This is a genomic window from Winogradskyella helgolandensis, assembly GCF_013404085.1.
Taxonomy (GTDB): domain Bacteria; phylum Bacteroidota; class Bacteroidia; order Flavobacteriales; family Flavobacteriaceae; genus Winogradskyella; species Winogradskyella helgolandensis.
In genome coordinates, this window is sequence record NZ_JABFHO010000001.1 from 3,444,101 (window position 1) to 3,461,708 (window position 17,608).

The 17,608-nt window shown below is 32.3% G+C and carries 14 protein-coding genes; 5 read left to right on the plus strand and 9 right to left on the minus strand.

Features of this window, described 5'->3' with window-relative positions; translation table 11 throughout:
* Positions 1–330 precede the first annotated feature (330 nt).
* Positions 331–2,166, minus strand: coding sequence for a 30S ribosomal protein S1 (gene rpsA, locus HM992_RS14555; protein ID WP_178985688.1), 1,836 nt, complete (start codon positions 2,164–2,166; stop codon positions 331–333).
* Positions 2,167–2,452: 286 nt separating this feature from the next.
* Here rpsA and HM992_RS14560 point away from each other — a divergent pair, with 286 nt between their 5' ends.
* A complete protein-coding gene (locus HM992_RS14560) occupies positions 2,453–2,830 on the plus strand; it encodes a LysM peptidoglycan-binding domain-containing protein (protein WP_178985689.1) in 378 nt (125 codons plus the stop codon).
* 154 nt (positions 2,831–2,984) lie between these two features.
* Here HM992_RS14560 and HM992_RS14565 read toward each other — a convergent pair whose 3' ends face one another.
* From HM992_RS14565 to lon, 5 genes are all read right to left on the minus strand, one after another.
* Positions 2,985–4,205 carry an MFS transporter gene (locus tag HM992_RS14565; protein WP_179320200.1) on the minus strand — a complete coding sequence of 407 codons (1,221 nt, stop codon included), beginning with the start codon at positions 4,203–4,205 and terminating at the stop codon, positions 2,985–2,987.
* Between the two features lie 69 nt (positions 4,206–4,274).
* A complete protein-coding gene (cmk, locus tag HM992_RS14570; RefSeq protein ID WP_179320201.1) occupies positions 4,275–4,964 on the minus strand; it encodes a (d)CMP kinase in 690 nt (229 codons plus the stop codon).
* An 83-nt stretch (positions 4,965–5,047) separates the two neighbouring features.
* On the minus strand, positions 5,048–6,079 hold the full coding sequence (gene porQ, locus HM992_RS14575; RefSeq protein ID WP_179320202.1) for a type IX secretion system protein PorQ: 1,032 nt from the start codon (positions 6,077–6,079) through the stop codon (positions 5,048–5,050).
* A gap of 164 nt (positions 6,080–6,243) precedes the next feature.
* Positions 6,244–6,825: a LysM peptidoglycan-binding domain-containing protein gene (locus HM992_RS14580; RefSeq protein ID WP_178985693.1), complete on the minus strand. Its 582-nt coding sequence runs from the start codon at positions 6,823–6,825 to the stop codon at positions 6,244–6,246.
* Complete coding sequence (lon, locus tag HM992_RS14585) at positions 6,809–9,262, minus strand: endopeptidase La (protein WP_179320203.1); 2,454 nt, start codon at positions 9,260–9,262, stop codon at positions 6,809–6,811. The genes HM992_RS14580 and lon overlap by 17 nt, the downstream gene beginning before the upstream one ends.
* Before the next feature lie 251 nt (positions 9,263–9,513).
* On the opposite strand from lon, the gene HM992_RS14590 reads away from it, so the two are divergent.
* Genes HM992_RS14590 through HM992_RS14605 form a run of 4 tightly spaced genes read left to right on the plus strand, consistent with a single transcriptional unit; the run spans position 9,514 to position 12,446 of the window.
* Positions 9,514–10,062, plus strand: a complete 549-nt coding sequence (locus HM992_RS14590; protein ID WP_179320204.1) for an RNA polymerase sigma factor — start codon at positions 9,514–9,516, stop codon at positions 10,060–10,062.
* Positions 10,063–10,064: 2 nt separating this feature from the next.
* Positions 10,065–10,622: a hypothetical protein gene (locus HM992_RS14595; protein WP_179320205.1), complete on the plus strand. Its 558-nt coding sequence runs from the start codon at positions 10,065–10,067 to the stop codon at positions 10,620–10,622.
* Complete coding sequence (locus tag HM992_RS14600) at positions 10,606–11,697, plus strand: hypothetical protein (RefSeq protein WP_229720504.1); 1,092 nt, start codon at positions 10,606–10,608, stop codon at positions 11,695–11,697. Before HM992_RS14595 ends, HM992_RS14600 begins: the two co-directional genes overlap by 17 nt.
* A gap of 23 nt (positions 11,698–11,720) precedes the next feature.
* Entirely contained in the window at positions 11,721–12,446 is a 726-nt protein-coding gene (locus tag HM992_RS14605) for a head GIN domain-containing protein (RefSeq protein WP_179320206.1), read from the plus strand.
* Between the two features lie 211 nt (positions 12,447–12,657).
* Here HM992_RS14605 and HM992_RS14610 read toward each other — a convergent pair whose 3' ends face one another.
* From HM992_RS14610 to HM992_RS14620, 3 genes are all read right to left on the minus strand, one after another.
* Positions 12,658–13,947, minus strand: a complete 1,290-nt coding sequence (locus tag HM992_RS14610) for an MFS transporter (protein WP_178985698.1) — start codon at positions 13,945–13,947, stop codon at positions 12,658–12,660.
* A 97-nt stretch (positions 13,948–14,044) separates the two neighbouring features.
* Positions 14,045–14,872, minus strand: a complete 828-nt coding sequence (locus HM992_RS14615) for a M48 family metallopeptidase (protein WP_178985699.1) — start codon at positions 14,870–14,872, stop codon at positions 14,045–14,047.
* A 78-nt stretch (positions 14,873–14,950) separates the two neighbouring features.
* On the minus strand, positions 14,951–17,368 hold the full coding sequence (locus HM992_RS14620) for a glycoside hydrolase family 31 protein (protein ID WP_179320207.1): 2,418 nt from the start codon (positions 17,366–17,368) through the stop codon (positions 14,951–14,953).
* Between the last annotated feature and the right edge of the window lie 240 nt (positions 17,369–17,608).

Below are 17,608 nucleotides of genomic sequence, written 5' to 3' on the forward strand. Positions count from 1 at the left end.
ACATATAAAGGTTTCCATAACGGAAGCCTTTCTTAGTTTCATCAATATCATGATTAAAACACAACTACAGCATTATATTATTTATGAAATTGAAGATGGAAATACGATAAGAAAACTATGAAGAGAAATGTTATGACTAAACTGGGCTTGAATAATCTCAATCATAAAAACTAAGTTTAAAAGCTTACTTTTTGAATAACACTATTGTAACCATTAAAGAAAATACTGCTTTCATAAAATCAAATATTGAATAAAAAAAAGCCTCTCGAAAATCGAGAGGCTTTATATTATAGATTAATGAAATTCCTGCTTCCGCAGGAATAAAGGAAATTATTTCTTCCCGTCCATTTTATCTTTAAGCGCTTGTAAAGCATCATTTGCATCACCTAAAGTTGGTTTAGCTTCTGCCGCTTGAGCTTCCTGTTTTCTAACAGCTTGCTTAACGATTTTCGCTTCTTCTTCTCTAAATACTGCTGTATGAGATGCTACAACACGTTTGAATTCTTTATTAAATTCAATGATCTTGAATTCTGCTTCTTCACCTTTAGCGACTTTAGAACCATCTTCTTTTTCTAAATGACGTGCTGGTACAAAGGCAACGATATCTTCGTTAAAATCAATTGTTGCTCCTTTATCTACCATTTCAGTAATAGCAGCTTTGTGCACTGTACCTAAAGCGAATTCAGTTTCGTACTTATCCCAAGGGTTATCAGTAGTTTGTTTATGACCTAAAGATAATTTACGACCTTCAACATCTAATTCTAATACTACGACATCTAAAGTATCACCTACGTTACAGAACTCAGATGGATGCTTAATTTTCTTAGTCCAAGATAAATCTGAGATGTAAATTAATCCATCAATTCCTTCTTCTAATTCAACAAAAACACCAAAGTTTGTAAAGTTACGTACAATACCAGAATGTTTAGAACCTACTGGATACTTCGTTGTGATATCAGTCCATGGATCTGGCGTTAATTGCTTAATACCAAGAGACATTTTTCTATCTTCTCTATCTAAAGTTAAGATAACAGCATCGATTTCATCTCCTACAGATACGAAATCTTGAGCTGAACGTAAATGTGTTGACCAAGACATTTCACTTACGTGAACTAAGCCTTCTACACCTTCTTCTACTTCAACAAAAGCACCGTAATCAGCGATAACTACTACTTTACCTTTTACTTTATCTCCAACTTTTACAGTTTCACCTAAAGCTTCCCAAGGATGCTTAGATAATTGTTTAAGACCTAATTGGATTCTTGATTTGTTTTCATCAAAATCAAGGATTACAACATTTAATTTCTGATCTAACTCAACAATCTCATTTGGATGGTTGATACGTGACCAAGATAAATCTGTAATGTGAACTAAACCATCTACACCACCTAAATCGATAAACACACCATAAGAAGTAATATTTTTTACAATACCTTCTAATACTTGTCCTTTTTCTAGTTGACCAATGATTTCTTTCTTTTGTTCTTCGATATCAGCTTCAATTAAAGCTTTATGAGAAACAACTATGTTTTTGAATTCGTGGTTGATTTTCACAACTTTAAATTCCATAGTTTTATTTACATACTGATCGTAATCTCTAATAGGTTTCACATCGATTTGAGAACCTGGTAAGAAAGCTTCTATACCAAATACATCTACGATCATACCACCTTTAGTTCTACATTTTACAAAACCGTTAACGATTTCGCCAGTATCATGTGCATTGTTTACACGATCCCATGCTTTGATTACTCTCGCTTTTCTGTGAGATAATACTAATTGACCAGTTGCATCTTCACGCACATCAATTAATACTTCAACTTTGTCACCAACAGCTAAGTTAGGGTTGTAACGGAACTCATTAAGAGAAATTACACCTTCAGACTTTGCGTTAATGTCAATAATTGCATCACGATCTGTGATTGTGATAACAGTACCTTCTACAACTTCGTCATCTAAAGTGTCAACGAAATTTTCTGATACTAATTTTTCGAACTCTTCTAATTTAGTGTCTGCAACTTGCTCAATTCCTTCTTCGTAATTGTGCCAATCGAACTCTGCTAAGAATTTTTCTGGATTTGCTTGAGCTTCAGATACTACAGGAGCTTCTACTGTTACTGCTTCAGTTGCTTCAACTTCAGCTTGATTTGTTTCTTTTTCAGACATGTGCTGAATTAAAATTTGTATTCTGTATTTTATGAAAGATTAGCGAAAAATCTACAGAAGTTATTATTAAATTTGTTTTTCTTCCTTTTCTACTTTCTTAACGTCGCTAAAAAGGAGTGCAAAAGTACTATATATTATTCTGATAACCAAACACTAAATAATGTGACTTTACTTTTATTTTAGTGTCTTATATAATAGGGTAACAATTTGATGCTTTGAGTCATAAACAATAGTACATTATTTGGTATCTTTACAATAAACTATTAACAATTTAAATTATACAATTATGGTAAAAGCAAAATATCAAGATGTTCTTGACTTAGGAGAACAATTAAACATTCAGAATGGTGAAGTAAGTGAAAAAGATGGAGTGCTACAAGTAAAAGGTACTGCTGCTACACAATATGATAAAAACCTAATCTGGGATAAGATTAAAGAAGCAGGTGGTGATTCACCTTCTGATATTATGGCAGACATTAAAGTAGCAGACGAATCTGTGTATGCAAGACATACCGTTGCTTCTGGTGAAACTTTGGGAAAAATTGCTAAGCAGTATTATGGAGAGCCTGGTAAATATCAGAAAATCTTCCAAGCAAATACTGATATCTTAAAGAATCCGGATGTAATTCATCCTGGTCAGGAATTAATTATTCCTAATTTGTAATTAGGAAATTTTAATTATATTAGATGTCATAAAGAGTGACTTCTTAAATGACTCAAAAGACTTCTAAAATTATTAAAGCGATAAACATTATGTTTATCGCTTTTTTTGTTTTCTACTTTGAAGTTATTATCTAAACAAGATTACGCGCTAGCGATTAATTAGCGACTTCTTTATTAAAAGTTTTTTTATTCCATAAAACCAATCCAACAAGTACAATACTTAAAATTGCCATGGCAATAATTCCGAACTTTAAACCATAAATAGGATGGTCATAAAATCGCTCATTAAACCAACCAAAAAATAACGAAATCAACCCTGTAGGTAAAAAAATGAGACTCACTAAAATTGATAGATATTTTGGGTTAGAATATTTTGTAAGTTTTGAATGTATTATTGGAGCAATATGTATTTCAGCTATTCCAAGAAAAAATAAGAACAAGAAATAAAGTGTTACATGCTTTTCGGTAGGTATTTCTGGTATTAGGTATAAAATACCAAATGAAATAGCTCCTGAAATAAAACCTATCATGAGCTTAAAGTATTGCGAGCTATAGAAATACGTCCATACAATTACAGCGATTATACCAATAGGTAAAATGAAAATGGTATTAATTGAAGACCAAATATTATCTGACATATTTAATATGGTCATTTCACGAAAATCATGTTGTAAATCATAATGTCGAAAGCCAGTAATTTGGTAAATACCCCAATATAGACCTACTAATATAAAGACTATAGAAATTTTTAAGATTCTCTTATTTAGAGACCATTCACTATTTGAGGTTATAATAGTAACTTCTTCTTTTGATATTACTATGGGAATTATAGAGATTAACATAAGTAGACCTGCTGTAATAAACCCAATATTATAACCGAATTTTTCACCCAAATAACCTATCAATAAAATACCTAAAAACGAACCTAAATTCACAGCTAAATATAATAAGGTAAATCCTGAATCTAATAGTTTGGTTTTATTCAAATATAATTTTCCAAAATTTGAAACCATATTTGGAGAATAAAACCCACTACCTAAAACAACCAGAGCCAATCCAACATATAATCCCATTGCAGAAGGTAAACAAAGAGTAAATGATCCAATGGCTTGAAGTACGCCTCCAATGATTATGGTTTTTCTATTTCCGATAACTAAATCGCCAAGTAATGCACCTATAATCTGAAATATAGTGAATCCCAAAATAAACCACCCATAAATGGATAAAGCTTCATCTCTATCCATTTTCAGAATTTCACCTGTCATATATATGATGAGAAGTGTACGCAATCCATAATAAGATGCTCTTTCAAACAATCTTGATAAACTGTAATAAAAGGTCTGTTTATTATGTTTTTGATGTAGAATTCTATTCATTTTGTTGCCTTAGTAAACTACCAATAATTAATTCAAAAAGCAATTCTACTTTCAACTAATTACTACTAACTAATTCAAAATAAGATCTTCAGCCAAACCAACAATAGTTTCCAACTGCTCCTCTATCGTCAAATCTGAATTATCAATTTCAATAGCATCCTCTGCTTTTACTAACGGAGAATCTTCTCGTGTAGAATCTATGTGATCTCGTGTCGTTACATTTTCTAAGACATCATCATAACTGAGATTATGCCCACGATCTATCAATTCTTTGTAACGACGTTTAGCTCTCGTTTCTGCAGAAGCAGTCATAAAGATTTTTAATTCAGCATCAGGAAAAACAACAGTCCCAATATCGCGACCATCCATTACAATGCCTTTGTCTTTTCCCATGAGTTGTTGTTGCTCAACTAATTTTCGGCGTACTGCTGATAAGGTTGCCACAGGACTCACAAACTTTGAAACTCTAAGGGTTCTAATAGCAGATTCAATATTTTCTCCGTTTAAGTACACTTCCGCAAAACCAGCTTCTTTATTAAACTTGAAATTGATACTAATATCTTCAAGTCGATTTACTAAGGCTTCTTCTTTAAAAAAATCATCACCTATTAAATCGTGTTCCAAAGCAAAATACGCCACAGCTCTATACATCGCACCTGTATCTACATAAATATAGTTTAGGTTTTTGGCGAGTTGTTTCGCTACTGTACTTTTTCCTGTTGATGAAAATCCATCTATGGCAATGATTATTTTATTCATTTTATGCTGAATTTAATTCAGTAACTATTACTGTAAAAATGGGATTTTTTTTTAATTGACTTTAAATATTCAGTTCTAAACATTTATCGTCTTCGACCTTCTAAGTCTATTTGAATTCCGAAAAAACTAGTATTAGAAGCTCCCGTATATCTCGCATGTGTATAATTAAAACGCATCTTATTTAATTTAATTCCGATACCAACAGAGAGTCCAGAAAAGTTTCTTTGATCCTCTATTCTTAATTCTTCGGCACGTCTAAAATTATAACCAAATCGTACATTAAAACCGCCTTCGGGAAATAATTCTGCTCCTAAAATTAAATGACGTAATCCTTTATTAAAAAAACTAACTTTTTCTTCGGTTTGGTTTCCATCTAAATCCGTTGTAGCTCTTGCTGGATTGGATACTCCTATTGGCCATTTTTGTAAGTTCTCTAAAGTGACATGCCAACGTAATGGCACGTTTTCTAGAGTTTGGGACATTCCAAAATTAACCTCGAGCGGTAATGGCTCTTTTTGTCCTGCGTAAGTTGAAAACTGTGTTCCTAGATTTCTAATCGTTAATGCAGCATGAAAATCGAGTTTTTCATTAATATACATCGCACCAAAATCTAATGCTCCACCTATGGAATTGTATTGTTCTAATGCCGATGTAATGACTTTAACATTAGCTCCAACATAAAAATCAGTGTATGGGATTTTATAATTATAACCCGCAGATATAGCGGTTTCATTACCTGTAAAAGTTCCTGTGGAGTTTCCACTTAAATCATAACCATCAAATGATCCATAATTTATATAGGTGACTCCAAAATGAAAGGTTTGCACATGTCTATCCCAAGTATAAGCATAAGCAGCAGTTCCGTAGCTGATACCGCCTAAATAGCTAGAATAATTTACGGCTAATTGATTGCCCATTTTGTAATTTATAGACGCAGGATTATAAAGCGCTTCCGTTACATCATGATCAAAGTTGGTAATTATTTTTCCTCCTAAAGCAGCTTGTCTTGGAGAAGATACTAAATTCAAAAACTGATAGGTCGCCTCACCACCCAATTGTGCAAACAATGGCAGTGTCAAAAGCATTAAAAATAAGGTAGTAATCCTCTTAATCATAGATTTTGCAAAATAACTAAATCTATCTTAAAACGAGGATATGATTTTTTTATTTTTTATTCCGTTAAACATTTTAATTTATTTCATTACTTCTGTCCTTACCTTAAAAGTGTAATTCATAAAATATTTTTAAATATTCAATGCTTTTTTGAATTTTGTTTTTTTTATTTCAATTGTAATTTTTGACCAATTTTAATGACATCAGACTTTAAACCGTTAATACGTTTAAGTTCCTTGACTGTTGTTCCTTTTTCTAGAGCAATTCTATATAAATTATCACCTTTTTTTACAACCCAAACTAAAGCGTTTTCATCTTCACTAACCTTATCAAAGTTTCGCACTCTTAATTTTTGTCCTGTTTTTATAAGTGTGGTCTCTAAATTATTCGCTTTTTTTAATTCACCTAAACTCGCCTTATACTTTACGGATAATTTGAATAAATTGTCACCTTCCTTCACAATATGAAAATCGGAACTATAATCCGTACTAACCTCTGTATTAGTTGACGCATTAATAACGTTAGAATCAGTTACTAATATCGGTTTTGTTTCGACTGAATCTATTTTGGTCTCAACAACTTTATCTTTTAATTTCACAAGGGTAATTTCCCCTGTAACTATATTTAATTTAGCAGGCTTTCCATCTAATATAACATCTTTAAATTTTACTTCGTCTTGAGCATTGATACCCATGAACGAAGTAAAACTTATTAAAAATGTCAATATTAGTTTAAAGCTTTTTTGCATTATTTACTTTTTGCTTTGTCAGTGCTAGTTTTAAAACATCACTCATATCTTTCACATAATGGAAGGTTAAACCTTTTAAATATTCTGGTTTAATTTCCTCAATATCTCTGCGGTTATCTTCACAAAGTAAAATCTCTTTAATACGAGCACGCTTGGCTGCTAAGATTTTTTCTTTGATACCACCTACAGGTAACACTTTACCTCTTAACGTAATTTCACCTGTCATCGCTAAGCTCTTTTTAACTTTACGTTGTGTAAACAAAGATACTAAAGATGTTAACATAGTAACACCTGCACTTGGACCATCTTTTGGTGTTGCTCCTTCTGGCACGTGAATGTGTACATTATATTTTCCAAAAACTTCTGGATCAATACCAAATTCATCTGCATTTGCCTTAATGTATTCCATAGCAATAGTGGCAGATTCCTTCATTACTTTTCCTAAGTTACCAGTAATAGATAAAGTCCCTTTTCCTTTAGATAAAATAGATTCAATAAACAAAATATCACCTCCTACACTCGTCCATGCTAAACCTGTAACGACTCCTGCAACATCATTGTTTTCGTATTTATCGCGTTCCATTCTAGGACTTCCTAGAATTTCAATCACATCATCATTAGAAACCTTAATATTATACGCTTCTTCCATTGCAATATTCTTGGCAGCATAACGCACCATTTTTGCAATTTGTTTTTCTAAGCCTCTAACTCCAGATTCTCGTGTATAACCTTCAACAATTTTTTCTAATTGAGGTTTTGCTATTTTTAAAGCTTTATCATCTAAACCATGTTCTTTTAGTTGCTTTGGCAACAAATGACGCTTAGCAATTTCTACTTTTTCTTCAATAGTATAACCCGTAACATTAATGATTTCCATTCGGTCTCTTAATGCTGGCTGAATAGTATTCATACTGTTAGACGTTGCAATAAACATTACTTTAGATAAATCATATCCCATTTCTAGGAAATTATCGTAAAATTCATTGTTTTGCTCTGGATCTAAGACCTCAAGCATTGCAGAAGATGGATCACCTTGATTGCCTGTTGACAATTTATCTATTTCATCTAATACAAATACAGGGTTTGACGAGCCGGCTTTCTTTAAACTCTGAATAATTCGTCCAGGCATCGCCCCAATATAAGTTTTTCTATGACCACGGATTTCCGCCTCGTCACGTAAACCACCTAATGAAATTCGAACATATTCTCTACCTAAAGCTTCAGCAATAGATTTTCCTAAAGATGTTTTACCAACTCCAGGAGGTCCGTAAAGACACAAGATTGGTGACTTCATATCATTACGAAGCTTTAAAACTGCTAAGTATTCTATGATTCGTTTCTTTACATCTTCCAATCCAAAATGATCACGATCTAAGATTTTCACTGCACGTTTTAGATCGAATTTATCCTTGCTAAATTCATTCCATGGTAAATCTAAAAATAGATCTAAATAGTTACGTTGAATAGAATACTCAGCTACCTGAGGATTCATTCGTTGCATTTTAGCTAATTCTTTCTCAAAATGTTCTTTTACTTTATCGTCCCATTTCTTTTTCTTAGCACGTGCTTTCATGTCTTCTATTTCCTCACCAGAAGAGACACCGCCACCCAATTCTTCCTGAATGGTTTTCATTTGTTGGTGTAAGAAATACTCACGTTGCTGTTGGTTCATATCACTTTGAACCTTACTCTGAATATCATTTTTAAGCTCAAGCTTTTGAAACTCGAGATTCATAAATTTCAAGGTTTGAAGCGCTCGTTCTTTAAGATCATTAATCTTCAACAATTCTTGCTTCTCCTCTACTTTAAGATTCATGTTAGACGACACAAAGTTCACTAAGAATGAATCACTTTCAATATTCTTAATCGCAAAACTCGCTTCAGATGGAATGTTTGGACTTTCTTTAATAATGTCTAAAGACAAATCCTTAATAGAGTCTATAATAGCTCTGAATTCTTCATTCTCTTTTGCCGGTTTAGCTTCAGGAATATCAGAAATTGTAGCCGTTAAATAAGGCTTTTCTGTAATCACTTCGTTAATTGCAAAACGCTTTTTACCCTGAATAACAACCGTTGTGTTACCATCTGGCATTTTAAGCACTTTTAAGATTCGTGCAACAGTACCTGTTTTGTAAATATCTTTAGCTGTTGGATTTTCTACTGCTTCGTCCTTTTGAGACACAACACCAATTACTTTTCCGCCTTTGTTAGCATCATTAATCAGCTTAATTGAAGCATCTCTACCCGCTGTAATCGGAATGACGACGCCAGGAAATAAAACCGTATTTCGCAACGGTAAAATTGGTAACGATTCTGGTAAAGATTCGTTGTTTATTAATTCTTCATCTTCAGGTGTCATTAATGGAATTAATTCTGAATTCTCATCAAAATCCTGAAATGACAGATTGTCTAAGTTTAAAAAATTTGATTTTGCCATATATATATTTGAGCCATTCTGTCATTAACTACAACAGAACAATATTATTTTAAATGTATTAATAATTAACTTCATACTGAATATCAAAACGTTATAAGATATTCAAAGTTATTCACACTACTGTAATTTCAATTGTTATGCCATTACCTTTGATTGACAGAAAAGGTTTTCAATTTTTAAAACATTTTTTATCTAAATAAACTGTAACACTTTAAAAAAGTAGCACTCTATAAGTAAAAGCAATTGTTTTTTTGACATCAACCAATCAAAATATCGAACAGTTATTACAGCTTTGTCAGTCTGGAAACCAACGTGCACAGTTGGAAATTTACAACAGATATAACAAAGCCATGTATAACACAGCCATTAGAATTGTAAAAGATTCTTTTAAGGCTGAAGACATTATGCAAGAGTCTTTTTTAACGGCTTTTACAAAATTGAACACGCTACAAGACACCAATTTATTTGGCGCATGGTTAAAACGTATTGTTGTGAATAACAGCATTGGGTATTATAACAAAGCGGTGAAGCAAAATGAAGTCCCTTTAGATAACGTTATCTATAAAGTTGAAGACGACAACGGCATTAATGAAACAGAGCAACACAGTGAAAAAGTAAAACTGATTTTAGACGCCATGAAAACCTTAAAACCCAACTATAGTTTAAGCTTATCATTACATTTAATTGAAGGTTACGATTATGAAGAAATCGGTGAAATTATGAATTTGTCTTATGCCAATTGCAGAACGTTAATTTCACGAGCAAAAGAGAGTTTACGTAAGAAACTAGTATTGAATTAATTATGAAAAAAGATAGTTTAGAAAGCTTATTTGATAATTTGAAGGATCAATTTGATGTTGAAACACCTCAAAATAATCATGAGCAACGCTTTTTAGAAAAGCTGAAAGCAAATGATACCACTTCCACCAAAATTAAAAAGCAATCTGGTTTTAACTGGAAACCTTATTTAGCAATTGCAGCGACTATAGTAATTTGTTTTGGGTTGTTTACAACATTACAACAACCGCCTGAAGAATTCGATTTAGCAAGTGTATCAGCTGAAATGTCAGAAACACAAAACTTTTTTACCGTAACTATTGAAAATGAACTGAAGAAACTGAATAAAGAACGTTCCCCTTTAACAGAACAAATTATTTCGGATGCTTTAATTCAAATTCAACTTTTAGAAACCGATTACCAAAAATTAAAAACAGATTTAACCGAAAGCGGAAAAAACCAACGCGTTATTTATGCGATGATTACCAACTTTCAAACTAGAATAGATATTTTAAATACGGTTTTAGAACAAATTGAAACTGTTAAACAATTCAAATCCAACTCAAATGAAAATATTTTATAAAGTGTGTTTCTTCTTAATAATGATGCCAGTGCCTATGCTAGCATCCAATGAGAAGCCTGAAATCCCAAAACACGAAAAAAAGAAAACCATTAAAAAATCCTTTAATGTAAATGCTGATGCTACATTTAATATTACCAATCGCTACGGAAATATTGATATCATCACATGGAATGAAAACCGTATTGACATCGAAGTCACTATAAAAGTTGAAGGTAATAGTGAAAATAAGGTAAACGAAAAACTAAACGAATTAGATGTTGCTTTCCAAGCATCACCTTCTAAAGTTTCAGCAATTACTGCCATTGATGGTAATAGTTCGGATACTTCTTGGTGGAATAAAAAAATAGGTAACACTATAAAAATGGAAGTCAATTATGTCGTAAAAATGCCCATTACAAATAATGTACGGTTATTTAATGATTATGGTTATATCAATTTAGATAAGCTAGAAGGCAATGCCTATATCAAATGTGATTATGGCAAAGTGACTACCAAAGAGCTTATGGGCAAATCTAACACACTACGATTAGATTATACTAGAAACAGTTATTTTGAATACATCAACAACGGTACAATTGAAGCCGATTATAGCGAATTTACTGTCGCTAAAGCCAAAGATTTGAACGTAGAAGCCGATTATACAACCTCTGTAATTGAAATTGCTGAAAATGTAGTGTATGAATGTGATTACGGTTCACTCAAAATAGACAATGTGAATAATTTAGATGGAGAAGGCGATTATTTAGCGCTACGGCTTGGTACAATTTTTAAAACTGCAACTATAAAAGCCGATTATGGCTCGATAAAAATTGATCGTTTAGCTCCAAACACTAAAAAATTAGATATTGATACTGAATTTGTTGGTATCACTATCGGAATTGATAATGAATACAACTTTGATTTTAATATCGATATTGACTTTGGATCCTTAAGAGAATCTGATGGGTTTCATTTTACAGAAAAAAACATAGATAATTTTGGAAAGAAATACATAGGTTATCATGGTCAGCCAAATTCAGACAATCTTGTGTTTATAAAGTCGGAATATGGAAGCATCACTTTTAAAAATAATTAAATCAATCAATTAAAATCAAAAACATGAAACTATTAAAATCAATTACAGTATTAATTTTTCTTTTAAGCACAACATTAGTATCTGCGCAATGGGGAAAGTCTAAAAAGATTAAAGGTGATGGTCATATTACAACTACAACCATCTCCACAACAGATTACGACGCTATAAGTACTGCTGGCTCTATGGACTTTAGACTTATTAAAGGCAAAGAAGGGGACATTTCAATTAAAGGAGACTCTAATCTAATGTCTTACATTGTTACAGAAGTAAAGGACAACACCTTATTAGTCAAAATAAAAAAGGGTTACAATTTAAAGCCTACACAAACCATTGTAATAACGATTCCTTATGAATCCATAAACGTAGTATCTCTTGCAGGATCTGGTGATGTAGAAAACACGGGCACTATAAAGGCCAATCATTTTAAAGTAACGTTAGCTGGCTCTGGCGATATTGATTTACAAATTGAATCTAAATCAATAGAGAGTAGCATTGCTGGCTCTGGCGATATTGAACTAAAAGGAAAAACAACAAACTTAAAAACGACAATCGCAGGATCTGGTGATTTTGATGGAGATGATTTAAAGAGCACTAATGTCGATGCTACAATTTCTGGCTCAGGAGATATTAGTGTGCATTGTAGCGGTGAATTAAAAGTAAGAATTTCAGGTTCTGGAGATGTTAAATACTCAGGAAAACCAATTCATAAAGACACTAAGATTTCAGGTTCTGGCAGTGTTAGTAATTAAATTTTATAATTACATATATCTAAGAAAAGGACGAGCAATTTGCTTGTCCTTTTTTTTATAATTCATTCTTACAAATGATCTAATGACTTCCTTTCTTAAGTGACTGTAATTAATATTCTAATGTTATGTAATAAAAACAAGACGCATAATATAATTGATTATTGAAATGATTTATAATCATAACGCATCAAACGATTGAAGACAACATCACCTATTCTTCTTTTGGCACTCTAAAGAGAAGGATAATACCTATTAAAAAGAAAACAAATAAGAATAAAATAGCATATCGCATTGAGGAATATTCAGAAACAAAAGCAAAAATAAACATACCGATAACAATGCCTATTTTTTCTGCTACATCATAAAAACTAAAGTAAGAAGTTGTATCGTCTGTTTCAGGCAAATATTTAGAATAGGTAGAACGGCCCAAAGACTGAACCCCTCCCATTACCAAACCAACTAAACCAGCTGCTATATAAAATTGCATTGGAGAGACCATAAAATAGGCATATACACAAAGACACATCCACATAAAATTAATTACAATAAGTGAATTTATATTACCGAATTTTGAAGCTGCTCGAGATGTTAAAATAGCTCCAAGAATAGCAACCAACTGAATAACTAAAATACTAACAATTAGTCCAATAGTTTTTTCACCATCCGAAGCCCAATTAATTTCTTTTTCCCCAAAATAAACTGCCATTAACATAATGGTTTGCACAGCCATGCTAAACACAAAAAAGGCATTTAAGTAGCGTTTTAATCTTAAATTTTGCTTCAACTGAACCCAAACAGCCTTTAATTCTTTAAAACCATTAAATACAATATCTTTTGTAACTTTATGACCAGAAGACACTCCATTTGGTAAAATTCTAAATGTGTATTGACTAAATAATGCCCACCATATTCCTACAGTAATAAACGAATAACGCATCATTTCAATTTTATCAGCATCTTCTTCTTGGGTCATTACCATAATTAAATTTGCAATTAGTAAAAGAACACTTCCTATATATCCCATTGAAAATCCTTTGGCACTAATACTGTCTTGCTGATCCTCAAAGGCAATATCTGGAAGGTAAGAATTATAAAAAACTAAACTTCCCCAATAGCCTATCAGCCCCATAAAATAGAACAATAAACTGAAGTGAATAAAACTTAGATTAAACCAATATAATCCAATACAGCCAATTGACCCTACATAACAAAAGAACTTCATGAAGTTCTTTTTGTTACCAACATAATCCGCAATACCAGAAAGAATTGGAGATAATACTGCAACCACTAAAAACGTAAAAGCTGTAACAATTGTAATTAATGTTTCTTGTTTCATTGTAAATCCAAAGGCAGACACTAATGTCTCTTTAGAGTCAAATAATGAAGAATAAAACAGAGGAAATATGGACGAAGCAATCGTTAAGGTATACACTGAATTTGCCCAATCATAAAATGCCCATGCGTTGAGAAGTTTTTTACTTCCTTTTTTAATTTCACTCATAAATGCTGATTAGTTATCTCGTATATATATATAAAAATTCATAAAAAAAGCTGCTCAAATTGAGCAGCTTCTAAAGTAAACAAATATATTTATAATCTTAGTTTATTGGTCTAAATGATGTCACTCCAAACTTTTTCGCTTCAGCTTTTGCTTCTGGTGCCATCGCTTGTAAATTCTGAATCCTTGTATCATTAGCTGGGTGAGAACTCAAAAATTCTGGTGTAGATTGCCCACCACTGTTCGCTTCCATACGTTTCCATAATTCGGCTGCCTCATCGGGATTATATCCTGCTATTGCCATAATAATTATACCTACTTTATCTGCTTCAGTTTCATGAGCTCTACTAAATGGTAACATTCCAACAACATTAGAAGCAATACCAAAAGATTGATTAAAAATCCCTAATGATTGCTCATCATTAGATAAAGCAACATTCCCAACAACAGCTAATCCCTGTTGTACATAAGCTGCACTCATTCGTTGTTGTCCATGATTAGCTAACGCATGTACAACCTCATGGCCCATAATAGCTGCTATCGCAGTTTCATTTTCTGCAATTGGTAAAATACCTGTATAAAAAGCAATTTTTCCGCCTGGCATACACCATGCATTAACTTGTTCTGACTCTATAAGGTTATATTCCCATTTGTAATCATCTAAATAGCCATGATGACCATTAGCCACTAACCAACGCTCTGCAGCAACTGATATACGTTCGCCAACACGCTTAATCATTTCGGCATCAGATGTACCAGTAATGACTTTACTTTCAGCTAATACTTGATCGTACTGAGCAAATGCAGATGGAAATAATTGGTCGTTACCAACAAATGCCATCGTTTTTTTTCCTGTGAAAGGATTTGTTGCACATGAAACTATGACAGCAACAATTAAAAAACTCAAGGTTATTTTATTAAATTTCATAAGTAATAATAAATTAAAATTATTGAAATGAAAATCTTCATTTCTAAATAATATGACACTAAAATAAGCAAATGGTCACTATGCCTTTGACTTAATTCCTTTTATATGTAACTCAGAAAAATTCTTATCCACAACAATAGATTCTATTCCGTTCGCTATTAAACTTTTATGAATTATTTTTTCATTATCTAATTGAACCTCAACAATATCGAAAGGTAGACCATGGAATTGAATATTAAAAGTTTCATAAGGTGTTGTAAATTTCCCTTCTTTATGTTGATTGATGATTAGTTCGTTAGCTTTTCCTGTGAGTTTAAAATTTCTTAAACTGTAACGACCTTTTGTATAATCAAAGCCATCATTAGCATCACTATAAAGTTCGCTTTCTTCTTTACCATCTTTATAATAAACATCTAACGTAATTTCAGTAATTTCCTTTTCACCTACATATTGTTGGATTGGGTATTTAGGAATAATAGCCCCTTCTTTTACGAAAAATGGTACACTATCAATATCAGCATCTACCCACATTTCTTTACCTCCTTTTACAACCTCATCGGTCCAGAAATTATACCAATTCCCTTGAGGAATATACATTCTACGACCTTTAGCATTTGGCTCTAATACAGGACAAGCTAAAATTTGCTCTCCAAAAATAAACTCGTCTGTTCTGTAATGTGTTTGTACATCTGCTTGATCGTATAGCACCAATGATTTTAATAATGGTGTTCCGTGATCTACATAATTCCAAAAAGCCGTGTATAAATAAGGTAATAATTGATATCTAATTTCTATAAATTTCTTTACTATTGCCGTTACATCTTCATCAAAAGCCCAAGGTTCTTGGTCTCCATGATCACCTGAAGAATGGACTCTAAAAAATGGATGAAAAATCCCTAACTGAATCCATCGTGTAAATAATTCCCCTTGTGGTTGTTCTGCAAATCCACCGATATCACTACCAGCAAAAGAGAAACCAGACATAGCCATACGTTGAGCCTGGATATTTGCAATCCATAAGTGCTCCCACGTTGCTACGTTATCTCCTGTCCAAGTAGACGTGTAACGCTGCGTACCAGAATAAGCGGCTCGTGTAATAACAAAGGGACGTTTTGGATATGAATATTTTTTCAGACCTTGGTACGTTGCTCTTGCCATCTGCATACCATAAATATTATGGGCTTTTCTGTGGCTACAAGGATTACCATCATAATCGTGACGTACATCATCTGGAAATGTTTTGTTTGGCACTTCCATAACGGCTGGCTCATTCATGTCATTCCAAACACCTTTGATGCCAATATCTTCAATAAGTTCTTGAAATAATCCAGACCACCAATCTCTCACTTCAGGATTTGTAAAATCCGGAAAATAACATTCACCAGGCCATACTTTACCTTTCATATAATCACCATCTGCACGTTTACAGAAATAATCTTTTTCTAAAGCCTCTTTAAATACAGAATACTCTTTGTCAATTTTAATACCTGGATCTATAATCGCAACGGTTTTAAACCCATCGTCTAATAATTCCTTAACCATTCGTTTAGGATCTGGAAAATATTCTTTGTTCCAAGTGAAACAACGAAACCCTTCCATGTAATCGATATCTAAATAAATAGCATCACAAGGAATCTGAAGTTTTCTAAAAGTTGACGTAATCTCCTTTACTTTGCTTTCTGGATAATAACTCCATTTACATTGGTGAAAACCTAAGGCCCAAAGTGGTGGTAAATGATGTGGTTTCCCTGTTAAATCCGTATAACTCTCTACAACATCATTCATTTTAGGACCGTAGAAAAAGTAATAATTCATTTCACCCCCTTGAGACCAGAAACTAGTAACGTTTCTTCGTTCGTGAGCAAAATCGAAAGATGATTTAAATGTATTATCAAAGAAAATACCATAGGCTTTTCCATGATGTAAACCTGTGTAAAATGGAATCGTTTTATAAATAGGATCTGTATCTTTTCCATATGCATAAGAATCAGTTACCCAATTATTATAACGCTTACCTTTAAGATTTAAATGATTTGGTTTATCTCCAAGACCATAGTAACTTTCTCCATCATTAGAGACTTTACTCATTTTAACTATGTTTCCACCATATTCGTAGCTTTCTTCCCAATGAAATCCACCTTCATCTTGGTTAATAAGTACTCCATCAATGGCATCATAGATTGATATTCTCATATCTTCCTTTAAAATCTTACAAACTAATTTAGTTGTAATGACTTCATAATACTCTTCTTTATCTTCTATTTCTAGCTTATTATATCCTATACTAGCGTATTTAGTAATTGCATAAGAGAAATCATTATCAAAATTACCAACTGTAGTATATCTAAAGCGTAACAAACTATCTCTAACAACTGTCAACTCTAAAATGACATCATTGTCTGCTGTAAAATACAGTTTATCTACATCTTTTTTAAAGTCTATTATTTTTGAAGGAAATAAATTTCCTTTATTTTCTAATTCAGTATTTATAATCATAAGTTAATTTTTAAGCAAAAATTACCCGCAAAAAAACGGAAAAATTTAAACTTTTGAAAGGGTTAGTCATCTATAATAACAATTGTTGTTAACTATTACGTTTTCGGGTTCAGTTTTTACGATTATAGAAATCTTTAATCAATTATATTATTGATTTTGTATTAAAATACTGATACTGAGCGACAAAAAAGACCTGATAAATTTTAAAAAAAAATAACAGGTCTAAGTATTCATATGACA